Source organism: Methylobacterium nigriterrae (assembly GCF_037106235.1).
GTDB classification, from domain to species: domain Bacteria; phylum Pseudomonadota; class Alphaproteobacteria; order Rhizobiales; family Beijerinckiaceae; genus Methylobacterium; species Methylobacterium nigriterrae.
The window spans coordinates 1-21,277 of the sequence record NZ_JBAWTG010000080.1; the positions used below are offsets into that span (position 1 = coordinate 1).

Here is a 21,277-nt window from a genome sequence, read left to right on the forward strand (position 1 = left end):
TGGCGTAGGTGCGGGTGGCCCGCTCGAACAGCTCGCAGGACGCCGCCACCGCCCGGCTGCTCGGACCATACGCCAACGGACTGAACGGATTCTCGAAGGCGAGGCGGACGCCCTCTGCCGCGATCCGGGCGGGGCCCATCATCTGGCTCGTCGTCTCGCGCAGCAGATACATCATCGGAACGCTTCCTCTCGGCCGTCTCTTGCGGACAGGCCGTTCGCGGGATCGTCAACGTCCCGGGATGAGGATGCGTTGCCTGGACGTGGGGCAGAACCCCGGTCGCGCTCCGCGAGCCGGCTTGGACGGTGGGCCGGTCCGATTTCCCGGGCGCTGATGCCGGCAGGCCACGCTTCCACGGGCTTGGCCGGGCTTCCCCGGGCTCAAGGCCGCGGCGGCGCCGCGGTACGCCGACGCGCGCATCCGCGAATTCGCGACGGCCCGCTGCCCGCACCCCTGGAAAGGTTTCGCCGCCGCGTTACAACTGTCTGCAAAGAAGAAGGGAGGCACGGCATGCGGCAAACCATAATAAAGTATTCACCTCCGAGCGACACGTTCGACAAGTGCCACCGCTTCCTGATCGACGGTCCGGATGCCCGGCAGGTGAACGACTGGTTCCTTCTTCAGGGCTTCGGCCGATTCGAGGACGGCCAGCTTCGGGGTGACGAGGACGACTTCGCCTTCATCTCGCTGCCCGCTGCGGAGTTCGGCGAGCTTCTGAAGCTAAGGGACCTGTCCCGCAGCCATCCGCAGGTCCGCGACATGGGATTCGACCTGCTGCGGTAGCAGGGCCCGGTTCCGCCCGCAGTCCCGGCGACGGCGAGGCCGCCCTCGCGTCAGCGGACTTCCCAGGGCTCCTTGTCGCCGCTCTCCTGGCTCGCCTCGTCCCAGCCGCGAAGCCACTCGACGCGCTCCTCCGAGCCTTCGCGGTACGGGCAATCCGAGCGCGGGATGCCGTCGGCATGCGCCTCGATTCCCTCCTCGAACGGATCACGCTCGGTCATCCCGGCCACCGTCGGCCCGCGGGCGGATCATTCCGGCCCGCGCGAGAGTATCAGGTTCACGGGCCCGGGCACACGGCCCATCCGGGCCGTGGCCGGCACCGCGGATGGTCCGCCAAGGCGCGGCCGGTATCCGCGCGCGTCGGCCTGGCAGACCGGGCGCAGAGCCAGATACTTACGTAATCCTTGGATCATTACAAATGTTATGGTCCAAGCTACCGTTACTCCTTTTGGATTGCAGCCAAGATTGTACGTTTCGAGACGATCGGCTCGATTTGATTATCATTTGATTGAGTAGAGGTAAAAAAAGACTTTATGCGAGGTCAAGTGAAGGCCATACTGCTTCCTACGGGTCGCTCGTTTAGCCCGTTTTTGCGAAGCGGAGCCAAACCTCATGCCCTTCCACGGCAATGTTCGGACAGCGGTTGTTTCGTCCAGCGAGATTATCCGCGAGGGTCTGACGCACATCCTCGAGGGCACGCGCTTTCAAGTCGACAGTGGCATGTCTCAGAACGGTCAGATACAGACCTCGATCGAGACTTGCACGGGTCAACTGCTGATCATCGTCACGCTCAACGATGCGATCAGCCTCGGCGCGACGATCGAGTCGTCCTGCAATCGCCCGGATTGCAAGGTCGTCCTGCTTATGCCGCCGGGCGGCTGCGACAGGAGCGCCGCGAGACTGCTCGAGCAGGCCGATGCCGTGATCAGCGAGTTCACCGACGCGTCTGATCTCGTGCGGATCCTCGACATCGTCATGCTCGACATGCGGGTACAATCGGCCAACCTCTTCTCCCTGCTCTCGCCCGGGCGGTTCGCGGCGGATGCCATCACGGTCGATCGGTCGGGCTTCCTCCGGCACGGCGCGGAGGATCCCGCCTCGTACCAGGCCGGCGGGCGCCCGCGGGCGCTCTCGACCTCCGAGATGAAGGTGCTCCGCTGCCTGATGAACGGCGACTCGAACAAGCTGATCGCGCGTCGCCACGCGATCGCGGAGGCGACCGTCAAGGTTCACGTCAAGGCGATCGTCCGCAAGCTCAACATCCAGAACCGCACGCAGGCCGCGATCTGGGCCAAGGAGAACGGCATCCCGCCGGCGGACCGCATCGGCGCCTCGCCGGTGTAACCGGTCCCGATCCGCCGCCCCGGCCCGCGGCGGCGCCTGAACCGACGCCGACAAAAGGGGCGCGCTGCGCAAGCAGCGCGCCCCTTTTTCGCGTCGCGCGGACGGGAACCGGGCGGGGCCGCTCGGCAGGACCCTGCCAAGGCGGCCCGACTGCCTGATCGTGTGCCGAAACGCACATGGGTGTGACCGATCGGCCTCTCACGAAATTGATGATTATTGACAATCGTCAATTTCGTGAGAGGCTGCCCGCATCGTCTCGCCTGCCCGACGCCGCGAGGGTGCCCATGTCACGGTCTGCGCCGATTCTTGCCCTGGTTTCCGTGGCGGTCCTCGCAGTCGCGGGCTGCAACGAATCGCAGGCGCCCGCCGCCAGGGGCGAGGCCGGGCGCCCGGTGCTCGCCCAGCGCGTCGTGGCCGAGAATCGCCACCCGGAGCGCAGGTTCGTCGGCACGATCCGGCCCCGCGTCGAGAGCGACCTGGGTTTCCGGGTCCAGGGCAAGGTCGCGCGCCGCCTCGTCAATGTCGGCGACGTCGTCGCCGCCGGCCAGCCGCTCGCCACGCTCGACGAGATCGATCTGACGCTCCAGACCGAGCAGGCGGAGGCCGAGCGCCGCGCCGCCACCGTCGCGGTGGCGCAGGCGGATGCGGACCTCCGGCGCACCATGACGCTTGCCGGCCAGGGCTGGGCCGCGACCTCCGTGGTGGATCGGCAGAAGGCCGCCACCGAGGAGGCGCGCAGCCGCCTGATGCGCGCCGAGCGCGCCCTCTCGCTCGCGCGGAACGCCGCCTCCTACGCCGTCCTGAGCGCGGATGCGGACGGGGTGATCACCGCGACCTCCGTCGAGCCCGGGCAGGTGGTGGCGCCGGGCCAGGCCGCGATCCGGCTCGCCCGGACGGTCGAGCGCGAGGCGGTGGTGGCGGTGCCGGAGGCGCTCGTCGGCCGGGCGCGGGCCGGCGGCGCCAGCGTGAGCCTGTGGTCGAACCCGGGCGTGCGCTACGCGGCCCGCCTGCGCGAGCTCGCGCCCGCCGCCGACTCGGCCACGCGCACCTATCTCGCCCGCTTCACGCTGCCGGAGGCCGACGGCGCGGTGCAGCTCGGCATGACCGCCACCGTGACGCTCACGGCGGATTCGGCCGAGCGCGTCGTGCGCGTGCCGCTGCCGGCCCTGTTCAACCAGGGGTCCGGAAGCGCGGTCTGGACCGTCGACGATGCGGGGCAGCTCGTCCTCAGGCCCGTGACGGTCGCGGCCTACGAGGCGCAGGACGCCCTGGTGAGCGATGGGCTGCAGGACGGCGAGCGCATCGTCCGGCTCGGCGTGCAGAAGCTCGACGCCGGCCAGCGCGTGCGCGTCGTCGAGGCGCTGGATTTCTGACGAGCACCGGGGAGCGGATCCGATGACGCGCTTCAACCTCTCCGACTGGGCGGTCCGTCACCGGGCGCTGGTGCTGTTCCTGATCCTGGGCGTCGCCGCGAGCGGGACGTTCGCGTTCCTGCGCCTCGGCCGGGCGGAGGACCCGAACTTCACGATCAAGGTCGCGGTCGTGACCGTGATCTGGCCCGGAGCCACCGCGCGCGAGATGCAGGATCAGGTCGCCGACCGGATCGAGAAGAAGCTCCAGACGCTGGCCCATTTCGAGAAGGTGATGACCTACGCGAAGCCGTCCTTCGCGGCCATGCAGGTCACCTTCCGGGACAGCACGCCGGCCTCGGAGGTCCCGGGCCTGTTCTACCAGATCCGCAAGAAGCTCGACGACGTGCGGGGCGAGCTGCCGGCCGGCGTGATCGGGCCGAGCGTCAACGACGAGTACGGCGACGTCGACGCGATCCTCTACATGCTGACCGGCGAGGGCGCCGATTACGGGCAGCTGAAGAAGGTCGCCGAGGGCCTGCGCCAGCGCCTCCTCAAGGTCGAGGGCGTCACGAAGGTCAACCTCTACGGCGTGCAGGAGCCGCGCATCTTCGTCGAGTTCAGCCACGCCAAGCTCGCCACCCTCGGAATCACGCCCCAGACGCTGTTCGATTCGCTCGCCCGCCAGAACGCGGTCGCGCCTGCCGGCACCGTCGAGACGGGGGCACAGCGCATCCCCTTGCGGGTCACCGGCGCGCTCGACGGCGTTCGGGCGGTGGCGGAGACGCCCGTGGAGGCGAACGGGCGCACCTTCCGCCTCGGCGACGTGGCGAGCGTCAGCCGCGGCTACGCCGACCCGCCCGACCAACTCGTGCGCCAGCGCGGGGCGCCGGCCCTCGGGGTCGGCGTGGTGATGGCGCGCGGCGCCAACATCCTGGCCTTCGGCAAGGCGGTCGAGGCCGCGACCGCGGAGTTCATGCAAGCTGTGCCCCAGGGCATCGGCGCGGAGCAGATCGCCGACCAGCCGAGGGTGGTCGAGGGCGCGATGCGCGAGTTCGAGCACTCCTTCGTGGAGGCGCTCGCGATCGTGCTGCTCGTGAGCTTCCTGTCGCTCGGCTGGCGCACCGGCATCGTGGTGGCCCTCTCGGTGCCGCTCGTTCTCGCCGTGACCTTCGTGGTGATGCAGGCGATGGGGATCGACCTGCACCGGATCACGCTCGGGGCCCTCATCATCGCGCTCGGGCTCCTCGTGGACGATGCCATCATCGCGGTCGAGATGATGGTCGTGAAGATGGAGCAGGGCTGGGACCGGGTGCGGGCGGCCGGCTTCGCCTGGGAATCGACCGCCTTCCCGATGCTGACCGGCACCCTCGTGACGGTGGCGGGCTTCCTGCCCGTCGGCTTCGCCAGATCGGCGGTGGGCGAGTATGCGGGCGGCATCTTCTGGGTCGTGGCGATCGCGCTCGTCGCCTCCTGGTTCGTGGCCGTGATCGTCACGCCCTATCTCGGCGTGCTGCTCCTGCCGAAGGACCTCGCCCGGCGCCACGCCGGCAGAAGCGACCTGGACGCGCTCTACGACACCCGCCTGTACCGGGCGCTGCGCCGGACCATCCGGGCGTGCGTGCGCCGGCGCGGGGCAACGGTGCTGGCGACGCTCGGCATCTTCGTCGGCGCCGTGGTCGGCTTCGGGCACGTGCAGCAGCAGTTCTTCCCCCTGTCCGAGCGGCCGGAGCTGTTCCTGCAACTGCGCCTGCCGCAGGGCACGTCGATCGGCGCCACGCAGGCGGCGGTGGAGCGGGCGGAGGCGCTCCTCGGGCGGGACGATCCCGACATCGCGACCTACACGGCCTATGTCGGGCAGGGCTCGCCCCGGTTCTGGCTCGGCCTCAACCCGGAGCTGCCGAACGAGGCCTTCGCCGAGATCGTGATCGTGGCGAGGGGGGTCGAGGCGCGCGAGCGGGTCAAGGCGCGCATCGAGGCGGCGGTGGCGCGGGGCGCGCTCGCCGAGGCGCGGGTGCGGGTCGACCGCTTCAACTTCGGGCCGCCCGTCGGCTTCCCGGTGCAGTTCCGGGTCGTCGGTCCCGACCCGGCGCGCGTGCGCGACATCGCCTACCGGGTCCGCGACATCGTGCGCGCGAACGACAAGACCGTCGAGACGCAGCTCGACTGGAACGAGATGGCCCCGTCCGTGCGCCTCGTCGTCGACCAGGAGCGGGCCCGCGCGCTCGGGCTCAACGTGCAGGACGTGTCGCAGACCCTGCAGACGCTGCTCACGGGCCTGACCGTGACGACCGTCCGGGAGGGCATCGAGCAGGTCGGGGTGGTGGCCCGCGCCAATGCCGCCGAGCGGCTCGACCTCGGCCGCGTCAGCGACCTCACGGTGGTGGCGCGCAACGGCGTCGCCGTGCCGGTGGCGCAGGTCGCCCGGCTCGAATACGCGCACGAGGAGCCGATCCTGTGGCGGCGCAACCGCGACATGGCGATCACGGTGCGGGCCGACGTGGTCGACGGCGTGCAGCCGCCGGACGTCACGAACGCGATCTGGCCGGCGCTCGCGTCCATCCGCGACGGGCTCGCGCCCGGCTATCGCCTCGAGATCGGCGGCGCCGTGGAGGAATCGGAGAAGGCGAACGCCTCCCTCTTCGTGCTCTTCCCGATCATGATCCTGGCGATGCTCACGCTGCTGATGATCCAGCTGCAGAGCTTCTCGCGCCTGATCCTCGTGTTCCTCACGGCGCCGCTCGGGCTGATCGGGGCCTCGCTCGGGCTCAACATCGCGGGCAAGCCCTTCGGCTTCGTGGCGCTCCTCGGGCTCATCGCACTTGCCGGCATGATCATGCGCAACGCGGTGATCCTCGTCGACCAGATCGAGGCGGACGTCGCCTCGGGCCGGCACAGCCGGCGCGAGGCGATCGTCGAGGCGACGGTGCGCCGGGCCCGGCCGGTGGTGCTGACCGCGCTCGCGGCGATCCTCGCGATGGTCCCGCTCTCGCGCAGCGCCTTCTGGGGCCCGATGGCGATCACCATCATGGGCGGCCTGTTCGTGGCGACCTTCCTGACGCTCCTGTTCTTCCCGGCGCTCTACGCCCTCTGGTTCCGGCGCAGGCTGGACGAGGGTGAGCCCGCGGCCCAGACTGCGCGCGAGCCGGCGCGGCCGGCCTTCGCCGTCGCGGCGGAATGACGGGGCCCGGGCCGGCAGCGTTTTGAGGCGTTCGAGCGTTAGTCACCGATGATTGCCACCGACCTCGCGCACGATGCTCTCGATCCCGAGACCGGCGATCTGCGTGCCCGGATCCTCACCATCGCCGAGCGGCTGTTCCGGGAGATGGGCTACCGCAAGACCACGGTGGCGGACATCGCCGCCGAATTGCGGATGAGCCCGGGCAACATCTACCGCTTCTTCCCATCGAAGAAGGCCCTCAACGAGGCCGTGGCCGAGCGCCTTCTCGGCGAGATCGAGGCGGAGCTTGCCGGCATCCTCGCCCGCACGGACGTGCCGGCGGCGCAGCGCCTGCGCGACTTCCTGCTGGTGACCCACGAGATGAGCGCCGGCCACTTCACCGCCAATCGTCGGATGCACGACATGGTCGAGGTCGCCATGGCGGAGAGCTGGGAGGTGATCCTGTGCCATATCGGCCGCGTCGAGGACATGCTCGGGCAGCTCGTCGAGGAGGGCGCGCGGACCGGCGCGTTCCGCGCGCGCGACCCGCGCGGCGCCGCCCGCTGCGTCCAGACCGCCTTCGTCCGCTTCTGCCATCCCGCCCTGATCGCGCAATGCGCCGCGAAGGAGCGCCCGACCGTCGAGGAGATGATCGACTTCCTCCTCTCGGCGCTGGACGCATCGCCCCGCTAGAGCATGTTCCGTGATTCCCGGATCACGGAACATGCTCCAAACCTTCGACCGGGCGCGCTTCCCGATCGCCAAACCGGCAGCCATTTTGGCGGTAAGGCGCGCTCGGGAACCGGCCGCGGCGCCGCGTTTGCCGGAGGGGACCCGAATGCTCACCTGCGCGATCCTCGACGATTACCAGGGCGTCGGCCCGGTCCTGGCCGATTGGTCGGTCCTGGCGGACAGGATCGCGGTTCGCGACGTCCGGACGTTCCTCGCGACGCAGGACGCCGTCGTCGCGGCGATCGCGGATTGCGAGATCGTGGTGATCATGCGCGAGCGCACGCCCTTCCCGGCCGCGCTCTTCGCCCGCCTGCCGAGGCTCAGGCTCCTCGTCACGACCGGTATGCGCAACGCTTCGGTCGACCTCGCCGCCGCGCAGGCCCACGGCGTCGCCGTCTGCGGCACCGCGAGCCATCCCGAGCCGCCGGTCGAGCTGGCCTGGGCGCTGATCCTCGGCCTCGCCCGCCACCTGGTCCCGGAGGCGGCGGCCCTCCGGCACGGCGGTCCGTGGCAGAGCACGGTCGGCACCGACCTCGCCGGACGCCGCCTCGGGCTCATCGGCCTCGGCAAGACGGGCGCCCGGATGGCGCGGATCGGGCGGGCCTTCGGGATGGCGGTCGGCGCCTGGAGCCGGAACCTCACCGCCGAGCGGGCGGCCGCCGAAGGGGCGGAGCTCGCCCCGACCCTCGACGCACTCCTGGAGGGAAGACGACGTCGTCTCGATCCATCTCGTTCTGAGCGAGCGCACGCGCGGCCTGATCGACGCTGCGGCGCTGCGCCGGATGCGGCGCCACGCGCTCCTGATCAACACCTCGCGGGCCGCGATCATCGAGGCGGACGCGCTGCGGACGGCCCTGCGGGAGGGCTGGATCGCGGGCGCCGGTCTCGACGTCTTCGAGGAGGAGCCGCTGCCGCCGGATTCGCCCTGGCGCGCGCTGCCGAACCTCCTGGCGACGCCCCATCTCGGCTACGTGACCGAGCGCAACTACCGCACCTACTTCTCCGAGATCGTCGAGGATATCGGCGCCTTCCTCGACGGCGCGCCGATCCGCGTCATCGCCTGATCCGATGCCCTACCCGGCCGCGGCCAGGATGTCCGCGGCACGCCGCACCACGGGCGCGTCGATCATCCGCCCGTCCAGCTCGAACGCGCCGCGACCCTGCGCGCGCGCCTCGGCCTCGCCGGCCATCACGCGGCGGGCCCAGGCGAGTTCGGACTCGGTCGGCGCGAACCCTGCGTTCAGGATCGCGACCTGGGCCGGGTGCACCGCCATGGCGCCCCGGAACCCGAACCGGCGCGCCCGCGCCACCGTCTCCCGGAAGGCGTCGAGGTCGGCGTAGGCGCCGATGCTGTCGATGAAGCCCAGCGGCAGGATGCCGGCGGCGCGCGCGGCCTGGAGGACCGCGACGCTCGGGGCGAGCAGCGTGTCGGGATCGGGCACGCCGCCCATCGCGGCGGCGTAGTCCTCGGGGCCGAGGGTGATCGCGGCGACGCGCGGATGCGCCGTCGCGATGGCGTCGAGCTCCGGAAAGGCGGCGGGCGTCTCGACCTGCAGGACGAGCCGCACGGTGCCGGCCGGGATTGCGCGCTCCGCCTCGATCTCCGCGACGCAATCGGCGACCTCGCGGACGAAGCCCGCGGCCTCGACCTTCGGCAGCACAAGCGCCGCGAGCCCCGGGACGATGGCGGCCTCGAGGTCCCGGGCGAGGGCGCGCAGGCCGTGGTTCACCCGCACCATGGCGGCAGCCCCGTCCTGTCCGACCGCGGCGATCGAGGCGGGCAGCGCCGCGCGGGCCTGCTCCTTGGCGTCGGCCGGGACGGCGTCCTCGAGATCGAGGATGAGCGCGTCCGCCCCGCGCCGATGGGCCCCCGCGACGAAGCGCGGCACGTGGGCCGGCAGGAACAGCAGCGAGCGCCAGCGCGGCAGCCCCGTCACGGGCGCGGTCACGGGGCTGGCTCCGCGCGAGGCCGCGCGAGGTCGAGCGTCCGGTCCGCGCAGGGTCGCGAAACCGGCCGTCCGGCGGGGAGGGGGCCCGGCCCCGGATCGATCCGGGCTTGTGCGGCGCTCATCACATCGCTCCGAGCATCCTGGGCAGCCACAGCGACAGGGCCGGCCAGTAGGTCACGAGGACGAGGAAGCCCAGCATGGTCAGGAGCCAGGGCATCACCGCGACCGTCAGCTCGCTGATGCCCATATGGGCGATGCCGCTCGCCACGTAGAGGTTCAGCCCCACGGGCGGATGGCAGAGCCCGACCTCCATGTTGACCGCCATCACGATCCCGAAATGGATCGGGTCGATGCCGAGCTTCACGGCGATCGGGAACAGGATCGGGGCCATGATCAGCAGGATCGAGGACGGCTCCATCACGTTGCCGGCGACCAGCAGGATGATGTTGACCACGAGCAGGAAGATCAGCGGGCTGAACTCCTTGGCGATGAGCCAAGCCGCCATCGCCTGCGGGATGTTCTCCGAGGTCATCAGGAAGGAGAACAGCACCGCGTTGGTGATGATGTACAGGAGCATCGCGCTCATGTTCGCCGAGGCGAGGAGCACCCGCGGCACGTCGGCGAGCGACAGGTCCTTGTAGACGAAGACGGCGATGACGAAGGCGTAGACGGCCGCCGTCGCGGCGGCCTCCGTCGGGGTGAACACGCCCGCGTAGATGCCGCCGATCACCATCACGACGAGGAGCAGCCCCCACAGGCTCTCGCGAAAGGCGCGGAAGCGCTCGCCCCAGGTGGCGCGGGGCATGCGCGGGTAGCCGCGCCGCCACGCGATCACGAAGGTGACCGCGGCCAGCATCGCCGAGAGAGCGATGCCCGGCACGACGCCGGCCAGGAACAGGTTGCCGATCGAGCTGTTCGTCGACACCCCGTAGAGGACGAGGATGATCGAGGGGGGCACCAGGATGCCGAGCGCGCCCGAGGTCGTGATGATTCCGGCGCCGAAGCGGCGCGGATAGCCCTCCTGCACCATGGCGGGCAGGATGATCGAGCCGATCGCCACCACCGTCGCGACGCTGGAGCCCGAGACGGCGGCGAACAGCGCGCAGGCCGCCACGCCCGCGAGGCCGAGCCCCCCGGGCCAATGCCCGACGAGCGAGGTAGTGAAGGCGATCATCCGCTTGGCGACCCCGCCATGGGACAGGAAGTTGCCCGCCAGGATGAAGAACGGGATCGCCATGATCGAGAAGTTCTCGATCCCGGTGAAGAGCTTCAGCGCGACGCTCTCGATCGGCACTTGCGTCAGCGTGAACAGGAAGGTCAGCACCGTGAGGCCCAGCGCGATCGAGATCGGCATGCCCGTCAGCATCAGGGTCAGAAGCAGGCCGAAGATGATGAGGGCGCTCATGCCGGGCCTCCCTGGCGGGCGACCTCGATGGGATCGACCCCCTCGACGGTCTCGACGCCATCGACATGGGCGTGGTCGCGCGCTGGAAGCCGCCCGGTCCGGTAGAAGGCCCAGGCCACCTGCAGGAAGCGGAAGCACATCAGGTAGGAGCCCAGCGGAATCGCCAGGTAGACGATCCAGACCGGGATCTCCATGTCGGGCGTGGTCTGGTCGGTATGGGCGATGCGCCAGACGAAGTTGGCGCCGAGCGTGCCGACGATGGCGGTGAACAGGGCGCCGCATCCGAGGCTCAGCAGGACCATGCCCGCGCGCGGGGGGGGCGGCAGCTTGTTGACGAGGACGTCGACGCCGACATGGATGCCCGTGCGGACACCGTAGGCGGCCCCGAACTTCGCCACCCAGATGAACATGTAGATGCACAGTTCCTGGGCCCAGCCGAAGTCGATCAGCTCCGTGTAGCTCTGGAGCGCGGGGACGCCGGACAGGAACCGGTGCACGACGGCGGCGAAGGTGATGACCGTCGCCGCCGCCATGAGGCTTCCGATCAGGACCTCTTCGAGGCGATCGAGGATCTTCAGCAGCATGGATGGAGTCTCGATCGGTTGCCGTGCGAAGGGAGCCGTGCGGAAAAGATCAGTTGTTGACGCCCGCGCCCTCGGCTTCCTTGTTCAACGCGGAGACCAGATCCTTGCCGACCCGCGAGGCCATCTCCTTCTGGACGGGCATCAGGGCCTTGCGCCAGGCCGCCTTCTCGGCGTCCGTCAGCTCGTAGATCTCCGTCTTGCCCGTCGCCCGGATCGCCGCCAGCGCCTTGTCATTCTCCTGCTGGGCGATCTGGTGCTCGTAGGCGGTGGCATCCGCCATCGCGCCCTCGAGGGTCGTGCGGATCTCGGGCGGCAGGCCGTCCCAGAACGCCCGGTTCACGATCACGGCGTAGCCGACATAGCCGTGGTTCGAGAGGGTGGCGTGCTTCTGCACCTCGTTCACCTTCTGGGTGAACACGTTGGAGGGCGGGTTCTCCTGCCCGTCGACGACGCCCGTCTGCAGCGCCTGGTAGAGTTCGGAGAAGGCCATGACCTGCGGCAGCGCCCCAACGGCCTTGAACTGCGCCTCCAGGACCTTGGAGGACTGGATGCGGATCTTCAGGCCCTTCAGGTCCTCGGGCGCGTGCATCGGCCGGTTCGAGGTCATGATCTTGAAGCCGTTGTCCCAGTAGGCGAGGCCGCGGATGCCCTTCGATTCGAGCTTCTTGAACAGGCCCTGGCCGATCGGGCCGTCCTGGACCTTCCGCAGCACGGCGTCGTTCGGGAAGATGTAGGGCAGATCGAACGCCTCGTAGTCCTTGACGCCGAGGGGGCCGAACTTGCTGGTCGAGGGCGCGAGCATCTGCACCGCCCCGAGCTGGAGCATCTCGACCTCTTCCTTGTCCTTGTAGAGCTGGCTGTTGGGATAGAGCTCGACCTTCACCGCGCCCTTGGTGCGCTCCTCGGCCAGCGCCTTGAAGCGCTCGGCGCCCTGGCCCTTCGGCGTGTCTGTGGTGGTGACGTGGCTGAACTTGATCACGATCGGTCCATCCGCCCGCGCGAGCCCGGCTCCCAGCAGAATGGACGCAGTCACGATTGCACAGCCGAGAATATTCTTCATTGTTTCCTCCAAATCCATTCTTTGATCGGCATTCGAGTGCCGAATTCTATCGCTTTCCGCCGAGATCATCCGAAGATCGCCTCAGCATGGCAAGAGCTTCGGTGCCTTCGCCGGAGCATCGGCCTTCATTCCCGCCCGCCTGTCACGGCCCGGGTGCCGCCTTGCCGGTCCGGGCCGCGACCAGGACCTGCGCGCGCAGCGGCTGGACGAGCAGGAACAGCCCGGCCGCGTCGCGCTCGGCGGCTGCCTCGAAGGCCGCCTCGATCTCCGGGCGCCGGAGACGGATGGCGTCCGCCCGTGCCGGATCGACCGCGACGACGCGCGCGAGAAAGGCGTCGACGCTCTCGAACGTCTCCGAGCGCGCGAAGGTGACGTCGCGCCGTGAGGCGAACGCGCCCGACCCGACGGCCGCCCGAACGGCCTCCTGCGCCTCGAGCCGGACCGCGGTCTCGTCCTCGACCGGGCGAAGCGCGGAAAAGAAGGTGCCGTCCGCGAGGGGCTCCACGACCACGATCGGGTGATCGGGCCGCACCACCCGCGCCGCCTCCCGCAGGGCGGCATGCGGATCGGGGATGTGGTGCAGCGAATTGAGGAAGACCGCGCCGTCGAAGCCGGCATCCGGGAAGGGCAGCGCGCCGGCCGCCGCGGTCGCGAAGCGGCCCGTCGGCACGGATGCGGCGGCCGCCGCGATCGCGTCCGGGTTCGGGTCGATGCCCGTCACCTCGGCGCCCCTTGCCGCGAGCGCCCGCGCGAGCGCGCCGGGCCCGCATCCGACATCGAGCAGGCGGCGCCCGCCGAGCGGCCCGAAGACGTCGAGGATCAGCGACAGCGTGTCCATGCTCGGGCCTTTCCTCGACAGGCGCTCGGAACGCCTGCCTCCGTCTCGGAGCCGGTCAGGGCCCGATACGACCTCGTCCGTCATTCGCGCCCTCCCGTCACGGCACCTTGCGGGGCTTCTCGTCCGATGGCCCTTCGAGCACCCCGATCGCGACCGTGGCCGCGCGCTCGATATGGACGATGCAGGCGCGCTCCGCCGCCGCCGGATCGCCGGACGCGATGGCTTCGGCGATGGTGCGGATCTCCGCGACGCTCTGCCGGAGCCGGCCGGGCTGACTCATCGAGGTCAGGCGCAGGAGCGTGACGCGGTTGTGCAGGGTCGTGAGCATCTGCATCGCGATGGCATTGCCGCAGCCCCGCATCAGCGTCGCGTAGAAGGCCGTCTTCGCCTCGATCAGGCTGCGGCGGTCGTTGCCCTCGGCCGCCCGCGCGAAGCGCTCGACGTCGCGGGCGAGGGCGTCGATCTCGGCCGGGGGACGGCGCCTGGCGAATTCCCGCCCCGCATACCCTTCGAGGAGGGCCCGCACGGCGTAGATCTCGCGGGCCTCGGCGGCCGTCACGACGCTGACGGCGGGCCCGCGATGCGGGACCACGGTGATCAGACCCTCGGCCTCGAGCTGCCGGATGGCCTCGCGGATCGAGGTGCGCCCGACGCCGGTCAGCTCGCAGAGCTCCCGCTCGATCAGCCGCTGGCCGGGCTTGAACAGGCCGCTGGCGATCGCGGCGCGCAGCTTCTCCTCGACCAAGAGGCGCAGGGTCGCCGGATGCCGGGCGATGAGAAGATCGGTGTCCTGCATGCGAGGCAGCTCGCCGTTCGGCCGATTGCCTGTCAAGCGGCGAGCCCGGACGCCGCCGGTCTCACGGGGCCGGGCCGACCGGCTCGCCCGTGACCGCGCCCTCCGCCCTCAGCACCTCATGCGCGGCCTTGAAGGCGTCGAGGCCGGCCGGAATGCCGCAATAGACCGTGGCGTGCAGGAGGGTCTCCCTGATCTCCTCGACAGTGACGCCGTTGGCAAGCGCGCCCTTCACGTGCAGGCGCAGCTCGGCCGGCTTGCCGAGCGCCGTCAGCATCGCGAGGTTGAGCAGGCTGCGGGTGCGCCGATCGAGCCCCTCGCGCGTCCAGGCGTAGCCCCAGCACCATTCCGTGGTGATGCGCTGGAAGGCCATCATGAAATCGTCGGCCTTGGCCAGCCCGCCATCGACGTACTCGGCGCCGAGCACGGCGCGGCGGACCTCGAGACCTTTCTGAAACTGCTCGCTCTCCGCCATGCCTGCACGCTCCCGGGCATCCGTCGCTTCGATCCTGGCGGCGCCCCGTCTGTCTGTCAATCAGACAATATGATCCGCGCATCCCTGGCGCTCGAAGCGGATTCGCGCCGATGTCAATTTCATCGATCCTCCGGCCGGGCCGCGACGCGCTCCCCTCGGATTCAGCGGCCAGATTGACGGATTGTCTGATGATCGTATGTTCTTCGAGGAGGATCGCCTCCTCGGAAGCACCGCCCGGTTCCCCGGCCGGCGACCGCGCGGGGTGGGAGCGCTCGGGCCGGGAGGCCCTCGCGGCGGCAGGGAGACATCGATCGTGCCAGCACTCGAGCAAGCCGCGACGGCCGCGCCCGCGACGGTCGGCTTCATCGGCCTCGGGACGATGGGGCTGCCCATGGCGCGCCGCCTGGTCGAGCACGGCTACACGGTGCGGGGCTTCGATCCCGTCGAGCCGGCGCGGGCTGCCCTGGCCGCGGCGGGCGGCGTGGCCTGCGCCTCGGCGGCCGAGGCGGCGACGGGCGCCGATGCCGTGGTCACGATGCTGCCCGACGGCGCCGTCGTGCGCGCCGCCATGCTCGACGGGCCGGCGGCGGCGGCGCACGCGATGCGGCGGGGCGCCGTCCTGATCGAGATGAGTTCGTCCGCTCCGCTGGCGACCCGCGCCCTCGGCGACGCCCTGGCGCAGGCCGGCATCGCCGTCGTGGATGCACCGGTATCGGGCGGCGTCAGGAAAGCGGAAGCCGGCACGCTCTCGATCATGGCGGGCGGCGACCTCGACGTGATCGCGCAGGTTAGGCCGGTGCTCAGGGCCATGGGAAGCAACCTCTTCGAGACCGGCGCCCTCGGCTCGGCGCACGCCATGAAGGCGCTCAACAACTACGTCTCGGCGGCCGGATTGATCGCCGCCTGCGAGGCGATCCAGATCGGCCGCGCCTTCGGCCTCGATCCCGTCGTCATGACCGACATCCTGAACGCCTCGACGGGCCGCAACAACACGACCGAGAACAAGCTGAAGCCGTTCATCCTCACGGAACGCTACGATTCCGGATTCGGCCTCGCGCTGATGACCAAGGACATCGGCATCGCGGCGGGTCTCGCGGACGCCCTCGACCGCGCGGCCCCCTTCTCGCACGCCGTCGCCGATTTCGCCCGGCAGGCCCTGGAACGGCTCGGACGGGAGGCCGACCACACGGCGGTCGACCGGTACCTGAAGCTCCTCAACGGAGAGCGGGATGCGGGCTGAGGGCCGGCACGGCCGCTGAGCGGATGCGAGGCCGAGCGGACAGGGCCGAGCAGGGAAGGAACCCCTATGCAGACGATCGATCACGGCCAGCACCGGGACATCCGCGACCGCTCGGGCAGCAATTCCGGCGCCTGCCACCGGCAGATGGGCACCTCCGGTCACACACTGGCGCGACCGGGAGAGTGCCGGTAGAGCGATCGGCCCTTCCGTGATCCCCGAGGCCGCCGCCCGTCGCGAGGTTCCCGCAATGACGAGATGCCTTCCGGACGAGGTCCCCGGTCACGGCCCGGTCCGTCCGTTCACGGGCGCCTGGGACCATGTCGGCCCCGTCACGCGGGCCGGCCTCAGGCTGCACAGCGCCCGGCCCCACGCCGTCAAGGTGCTGCCCGACCTCGACGCCGCGATCGCCGCCTGCGAGATCCGTGACGGCGCCACGCTCTCGTTTCATCATCACCTGCGCAACGGCGACGCCGTCCTGAACCTCGTCATGGACGCGGTCGCCCGCGCCGGCCTGACGGACATCACGGTCGCGGCAAGCGCCTTGTTCGCGGTCCACGCCCCGCTGATCGAGCATATGCGCAAGGGCGTGGTCACGGGGCTTGCCGCCAGTACGATCTACGGGCCGCTGGCCCGGGCCGTCTCCGGCGGCATCCTGGCCCGGCCGGTCCTGATGTACACCCATGGCGGCCGGGCACGCTGCGTCGAGGCGGGCGACCTCCGCATCGACGTCGCCTTCGTGGCGGCCCCGACCGCCGACACCTACGGAAACCTCAACGGCGTCCACGGCCGCGCGGCCTGCGGACCGCTGGGCTACGCCGTCACCGATGCCCAGGGCGCCGATCGAGTCGTCGCCGTGACCGACACCCTGGTGCCTTACCCCGCCGTTCCGATCGAGATCGGGCAGGATTGGGTCGATTTCGTCGTGCCGGTGGACTCGATCGGCGATCCCGGCCAGATCGTGTCTGGCACGACCCGCGCCACCACCAACCCGGTTGCCCTCCGCATCGCCCAGACGGCGGCTCAGGTCGTCGCGGCCTCAGGCCTTCTCCTGGACGGCTTCTCGTTTCAGACGGGTGCGGGCGGATCCTCCCTGGCCGCCGCCGCCTTCCTCGGGCGGATCATGGCGGAACGCGGCGTGCAGGGCAGCTTCGCGGCGGGCGGCATCGCCGCGGGCATCGTCGCGCTCTTCGATGCCGGCCTGTTCCGCGCCCTGATGGATGTGCAGGCCTTCGACCTCGCCGCCGTCGAGAGCTTTCGCCGCAGCGCGGCCCACCAGGCCATGTCCGCCTACCCGCACAACCGGGGCTGTGTCGTCAATCGCCTCGACGCGACCATTCTCGGCGCTGCGGAAATCGATCGCGCCTTCAACGTCAACGTCACCACCGGCACGGACGGGATCATTCTCGGGGGCTCCGGCGGACACGCCGATTCCGCCGCGGGTGCCTCGCTGACGCTGATCACGACCTCGCTCGCCGCGGGCCGCCATGCCAAGGTGGTCGATCACGTGCGGACGGTGACCACGCCCGGCGAAACGATCGACGTCGTGGTGACCGACGGGGGCGTCGCGGTGAACCCGCGCCGTCCGGACCTGAGCGACCGGCTCGCCCGCGCCGGTATCCCGATGGTGTCGATCGACGACCTCGCGGCGCGGGCGGCCCGCCTTGCGGGTCCGCCGGTCGCGCCGCCGGATCCCGACGGTCGCATCGTGGCCGTCGTCGAGTATCGTGACGGCACCGTCATCGACGTCGTCCGGGCCGCCGAAGGCCGGTAGCAGGCCGACGGCCCGGCCCGTCGATGGGTCGACGCATCGGATGTGAAGGAGAGCCCCGTGCCGGATCTTCACGGCGCCGCTGAGCGGGAACCCGGGTGGGTCGGAGAGGCCGCCCCATGCTGAGACGCCGCCTGGTCGCCGCCGTCGCGATGGCGACGATCGTCTCCCTCTGGCCGGCGCCGGCGCCGCGCGCCGAGGAGCCTCTTCGCCTCGTTCTCGGGACCGCGACGCCCGGGGGCGGCTTCCCCGCCTACGGCGAGGCGCTCGCCGCCTCCGTTCGTGAGGCGAGCCCGACGCTGGAGATCGAATTGCGGGCCACCACCGGCTCGAACGAGAACCTGACCCTGCTGCGGGAGGGCAAGCTCGATCTGGCGCTCGTGCAGGGCGAGTACGCCTACGAGGCGCTGGCAGCAGCGGGCGACCGGTCGCCGCTCGCGGTGGTCGCTCCCGTCTACGCGACGCAGGGCCTCTTCGTCGTGCCGGCCTCGAGCCCGATCCGGTCGATCGAGGATCTGCCGGGACGGGCGGTCGCCCTGGGCACGCGGAGCTCCGGCCTCACCATCATGGCGCGCACCGTCCTGCGCGGGTCCGGGATCGATCCCGATCGCGGCATTCGGCCGGTCATCCTCGACCGGGCCGGCGACGGGCCGGATCTGGTTCTCGACGGACGTGCCGCCGCACTCTGGGGCGGCGGGCTCGGCTGGCCGGGCTTCAGGAAGCTGGCGGCTGCGCCCGGCGGCGCACGGTTCTTCGGCCCCTCGCCGCAGGCCATCGAGACGATCCTCGCTCTGAGCCCCTCGCTGCGGCGCATGACGGTGCCGGCCGGCGCCTTCCCGTCTCAGGCGACGGCGATCGAAACCGTCGGCTCCTGGAGCTTCATCGTGGCCAGGCCGGGCCTGGACGACGCTGCCGTTTCGCGCCTCGTCCGGGCGATCGACCTCGGCAGGGATGCTCTGGCGCGGCGCCTCCCGCAGGGACACGACAGCGATCCGCGAAACCTCGTGGCCGCGATCCCGGCCAAGTGGCTGCATCCCGCGACGGCCTCCTTCCTGCGGGAAGTCGGCGCCGTCCCAAGGTGAGGGTCGAGGGATCGAGCCCACGATGCTCGTCGCGGGGCGGGTGCCGGGTCGGGCCGGAATGCTCCGAGAACAGGTCGAGCGCTTCATCCTGGGCGGTCTCGCCGCCTTCGCCGAAGCCGAGGCGAGCGCGGCGACGAACCCCGTCGCGAGCGCCCGCGCGAGGGCCGTCACCCGGGAAGCGATGGTCACGATGCCCGACGCTCGTCCACGGTGCCGGAACGGCCGCTGCACGCCTGCTGGATCGCCGAGGGCGGCGTTCCCCGGCTCGACAGGGTGCGTCACAGACCGCAGGATCAGCCAGTCCCAACGAGAGAAATGCCCATGCCCAGGTTACGCGTGCCCCTTCGGAGTGTCCTCGCGGCGGTCGTCGCTCTGGCAGTCCCGGTGCTGCCGGCGCGGGCCGAACCGAATCGTGCGGTGCTCGAGCGCGCTCAATCCTACAAGGAGCCGGCGCTGAAGATCCTCGAGCGGCTGGTCAACATCGATTCCGGCAGCGCTGACGGAGCCGGGCTCGAGAGCGTCGCCGGGATCGTCGTCGCCGAGCTGGAGGCGCTCGGCGCGAAGGTCGAGACATCGCCGGCGGCCGGGGCCGGCAAGGGCTTGAACGTCGTGGCGACCGTCTCCGGCTCGGGCAAAGCCCGCATCCTGCTCGTCGCCCACATGGACACGGTGTTCCAGGCCGGCGAGGCGGCCCGGCGCCCGTTCCGGATCGAGGGCGGCCGCGCCACCGGTCCCGGCGTCATGGACGACAAGGGCGGGATCGTCATGGGCCTGTACGCGCTGCGCATCCTGCGCGACATCGACTTCACCAACTTCCGCACGGTCACACTGCTTCTCAACTCCAGCGAGGAGATCGGCTCGCCGGGCGCCCGCGCGCTGATCGAGGCGCAGGCGCGCCAGCACGACGCCGCGCTCAACCTGGAGCCGGGCAGGCCGGCGGACGGGCTCGTGGTGTTCCGCAAAGGCTCGGGAGTCCTTCACGTCGATGTGAAGGGGCGCAGCGCGCATGCCGGCGTCGCCCCCGACAGCGGCCGGAACGCGGCGACCGAACTCGCCAACCAGGCCCTCCGGATCGGCAAGCTCGGCGACCGCACGAAGGAGACGACGGTCAACGTCACCGTGCTCAAGGCCGGCACGGTCGCCAACGTCATCCCCGACGCCGCCTCGGCGCAGGGCGACGTGCGCGCGCTCGTGCCCGAGGAGTTCGACCGCGTCGAGCGCGACCTCACGGATCTTGCCCGCACCCCGCAAGTGCCCGACACGAGCGTGAGCGTGCGCCTGTCCCGCAACTTCCCGCCGATGCCGCGCAACGCCGGAACCGACAACCTCGCCACGCTGTCGCAGGCGATCTACGGCGAGATCGGCCGCAAGTTGACGCTGGAGGGCAGCGGGGGGGCGGCCGATTCGAGTTTCTGCGCGGCCGTCGGCACACCGACGATCGACGGGCTCGGCATCGTCGGCGGTGGCATCCATACCGCGGAGGAATACGCCGAGGTCGAGAGCGTCGTGCCGCGGCTCTACCTGCTGACGCGGCTGATCATGGAGATCGGTCAGAGAAGCTGAGCTGCAGGGACTGCCGCAAGCGACTCGAATCCAGCTTCCAGCTTCCGGGACGCGACGCTTGGATGTCGGGAGCTGGCGGCAGCTCGAACCATGTCGAGCCGGACGCCTGATTCGCAGCGATCGGTGCGTCGGCAGAATGGCGCTGCCGCCCCGATGCGCGTGGCCTGTTCTCACCGCCCGGGATGCAGGCGCGTCCGGGTCATCGCACCGCGTGCAGCATCCGCCAGCTCGGCAAATCGGTCGTCGGCTCGCCGGAGCCGCCGGCAGAGCTCGCGATTGATATTCTGCATGACCATCGCATACGCGTAGATGTCGGTCTTGTAATATGTATACAGGTTTCGGGCTGTGAGCTCATACAGCACGAGTGGGCTGTCCGCGACGAGCGTTGCTGATCGGTTCTGCACTCCGATGAGCGTCATTTCTCCGAAAAAATCGCCTGGTCCGAGACGGTTTATATCGATCGCGCAGCCGGAATCCCCGAGCTTGCTTACCACGAGCTCTCCGGACTGAACGATATACATCGAGCGCCCCGGCTCTCCCTCGACGACGACAACGGCACCCATCTCGAAGCGGCGCTCGGCCAGCATCGCGATCAGGAGGTCGAGACTCGTGTCCGAGAGGCCCCCGAAGAAGGGCGTGTCGATCAGGAACGCCTTCAGCTCGGGCGAACTGACAGCCATCGGTCTCTTCCACTCCCGCTCCCGGAACCCGGCCGCGCCGCATCCTTGTGGACCCGCCGGCCATCCGCAACGTCATTTGCACGTCCGGCTTGGGCGCAAACCGAACGTTCGGAGCGATCCGGGCGAACAGCCGCTCCCCGCCCTGAACGGCTCTCCGCACGGTCAAGGGCGGCGACCCGCACGGCGACATCTCCTTCTACTGAGACGACGCCGGTCCGACCGGACCCGAACCACGCTCCCGCCGGGCCCGGCCCGGCGGGGGCTTTCGCGCGTCCATCCGCCAGCGTGAGGCGGGTCACGGAACGGGGCGGTCCGGCCGCTACAACGGGGCATTCCCGGAGACGTCCTCCCCGGGTTCATGCCCCGCCCGCACGGAGTCACACGCGATGAACCCCGCCCCCCCGGACCTCAGCGACGCCGTCAGGAGCTGCCGCCCCGCCCTCATCAGCCTCGCGGTCGTCAGCGGCCTGGTGAACC

18 protein-coding genes and 1 pseudogene are annotated in these 21,277 nt (G+C 70.4%); 10 read left to right on the forward strand and 9 right to left on the reverse strand.

All coding sequences use genetic code 11. The annotated features are described in order from the left end of the window. The first annotated feature begins 508 nt into the window (after positions 1-508). Positions 509-781, forward strand: coding sequence for a hypothetical protein (locus tag WDW90_RS26225; RefSeq protein WP_336490452.1), 273 nt, complete (start codon positions 509-511; stop codon positions 779-781). Between the two features lie 50 nt (positions 782-831). Here WDW90_RS26225 and WDW90_RS26230 read toward each other — a convergent pair whose 3' ends face one another. After that, a complete protein-coding gene (locus WDW90_RS26230) occupies positions 832-999 on the reverse strand; it encodes a ribosome modulation factor (RefSeq protein WP_336490453.1) in 168 nt (55 codons plus the stop codon). Positions 1,000-1,498: 499 nt separating this feature from the next. On the opposite strand from WDW90_RS26230, the gene WDW90_RS26235 reads away from it, so the two are divergent. The 5 genes and pseudogenes from WDW90_RS26235 to WDW90_RS40860 all read left to right on the forward strand — a co-directional run bounded on the left by WDW90_RS26235 (position 1,499) and on the right by WDW90_RS40860 (position 8,427). After that, complete coding sequence (locus WDW90_RS26235; protein ID WP_336490454.1) at positions 1,499-2,122, forward strand: response regulator transcription factor; 624 nt, start codon at positions 1,499-1,501, stop codon at positions 2,120-2,122. Between the two features lie 284 nt (positions 2,123-2,406). Next, positions 2,407-3,495, forward strand: a complete 1,089-nt coding sequence (locus tag WDW90_RS26240) for an efflux RND transporter periplasmic adaptor subunit (protein ID WP_336490455.1) — start codon at positions 2,407-2,409, stop codon at positions 3,493-3,495. A gap of 22 nt (positions 3,496-3,517) precedes the next feature. Continuing rightward, on the forward strand, positions 3,518-6,652 hold the full coding sequence (locus WDW90_RS26245) for an efflux RND transporter permease subunit (protein WP_336490456.1): 3,135 nt from the start codon (positions 3,518-3,520) through the stop codon (positions 6,650-6,652). A 48-nt stretch (positions 6,653-6,700) separates the two neighbouring features. After that, positions 6,701-7,324 carry a TetR/AcrR family transcriptional regulator gene (locus tag WDW90_RS26250; protein WP_336490457.1) on the forward strand — a complete coding sequence of 208 codons (624 nt, stop codon included), beginning with the start codon at positions 6,701-6,703 and terminating at the stop codon, positions 7,322-7,324. A gap of 145 nt (positions 7,325-7,469) precedes the next feature. Continuing rightward, a pseudogene (locus WDW90_RS40860) lies at positions 7,470-8,427 on the forward strand (D-2-hydroxyacid dehydrogenase family protein). Positions 8,428-8,436: 9 nt separating this feature from the next. Here the strand turns inward: WDW90_RS40860 and WDW90_RS26265 are convergent. From WDW90_RS26265 to WDW90_RS26295, 7 genes are all read right to left on the reverse strand, one after another. Next, positions 8,437-9,312: an HpcH/HpaI aldolase/citrate lyase family protein gene (locus tag WDW90_RS26265; protein ID WP_336490458.1), complete on the reverse strand. Its 876-nt coding sequence runs from the start codon at positions 9,310-9,312 to the stop codon at positions 8,437-8,439. 121 nt (positions 9,313-9,433) lie between these two features. Then, positions 9,434-10,717, reverse strand: a complete 1,284-nt coding sequence (locus tag WDW90_RS26270; RefSeq protein WP_336490459.1) for a TRAP transporter large permease — start codon at positions 10,715-10,717, stop codon at positions 9,434-9,436. Further along, entirely contained in the window at positions 10,714-11,301 is a 588-nt protein-coding gene (locus WDW90_RS26275; protein WP_336490460.1) for a TRAP transporter small permease, read from the reverse strand. The genes WDW90_RS26270 and WDW90_RS26275 overlap by 4 nt, the downstream gene beginning before the upstream one ends. A gap of 49 nt (positions 11,302-11,350) precedes the next feature. After that, positions 11,351-12,361 carry a TRAP transporter substrate-binding protein gene (locus WDW90_RS26280; RefSeq protein ID WP_336490461.1) on the reverse strand — a complete coding sequence of 337 codons (1,011 nt, stop codon included), beginning with the start codon at positions 12,359-12,361 and terminating at the stop codon, positions 11,351-11,353. A 142-nt stretch (positions 12,362-12,503) separates the two neighbouring features. Next, entirely contained in the window at positions 12,504-13,199 is a 696-nt protein-coding gene (locus WDW90_RS26285) for a class I SAM-dependent methyltransferase (RefSeq protein ID WP_336490462.1), read from the reverse strand. Between the two features lie 97 nt (positions 13,200-13,296). Continuing rightward, a complete protein-coding gene (locus WDW90_RS26290; protein ID WP_336490463.1) occupies positions 13,297-13,995 on the reverse strand; it encodes a GntR family transcriptional regulator in 699 nt (232 codons plus the stop codon). A 61-nt stretch (positions 13,996-14,056) separates the two neighbouring features. Then, positions 14,057-14,467 (reverse strand): carboxymuconolactone decarboxylase family protein, encoded by a 411-nt coding sequence (locus WDW90_RS26295; protein WP_336490464.1) that lies wholly within the window; start codon positions 14,465-14,467, stop codon positions 14,057-14,059. Positions 14,468-14,780: 313 nt separating this feature from the next. Between WDW90_RS26295 and WDW90_RS26300 the strand changes: the two genes are divergently transcribed. From WDW90_RS26300 to WDW90_RS26315, 4 genes are all read left to right on the forward strand, one after another. Beyond that, on the forward strand, positions 14,781-15,707 hold the full coding sequence (locus tag WDW90_RS26300) for an NAD(P)-dependent oxidoreductase (RefSeq protein WP_336490465.1): 927 nt from the start codon (positions 14,781-14,783) through the stop codon (positions 15,705-15,707). Positions 15,708-15,954: 247 nt separating this feature from the next. Further along, positions 15,955-17,478, forward strand: a complete 1,524-nt coding sequence (citF, locus tag WDW90_RS26305; protein WP_336490467.1) for a citrate lyase subunit alpha — start codon at positions 15,955-15,957, stop codon at positions 17,476-17,478. A 116-nt stretch (positions 17,479-17,594) separates the two neighbouring features. Beyond that, a complete protein-coding gene (locus WDW90_RS26310; protein ID WP_336490469.1) occupies positions 17,595-18,557 on the forward strand; it encodes a TAXI family TRAP transporter solute-binding subunit in 963 nt (320 codons plus the stop codon). A gap of 321 nt (positions 18,558-18,878) precedes the next feature. Further along, the gene (locus WDW90_RS26315) at positions 18,879-20,120 is read left to right on the forward strand and encodes a glutamate carboxypeptidase (RefSeq protein ID WP_336490470.1); all 1,242 of its coding nucleotides are present in this window, start codon (positions 18,879-18,881) and stop codon (positions 20,118-20,120) included. Positions 20,121-20,290: 170 nt separating this feature from the next. Here the strand turns inward: WDW90_RS26315 and WDW90_RS26320 are convergent, their stop codons facing one another. Further along, positions 20,291-20,800: a cyclic nucleotide-binding domain-containing protein gene (locus tag WDW90_RS26320; RefSeq protein WP_336490471.1), complete on the reverse strand. Its 510-nt coding sequence runs from the start codon at positions 20,798-20,800 to the stop codon at positions 20,291-20,293. Positions 20,801-21,277 lie beyond the last annotated feature (477 nt).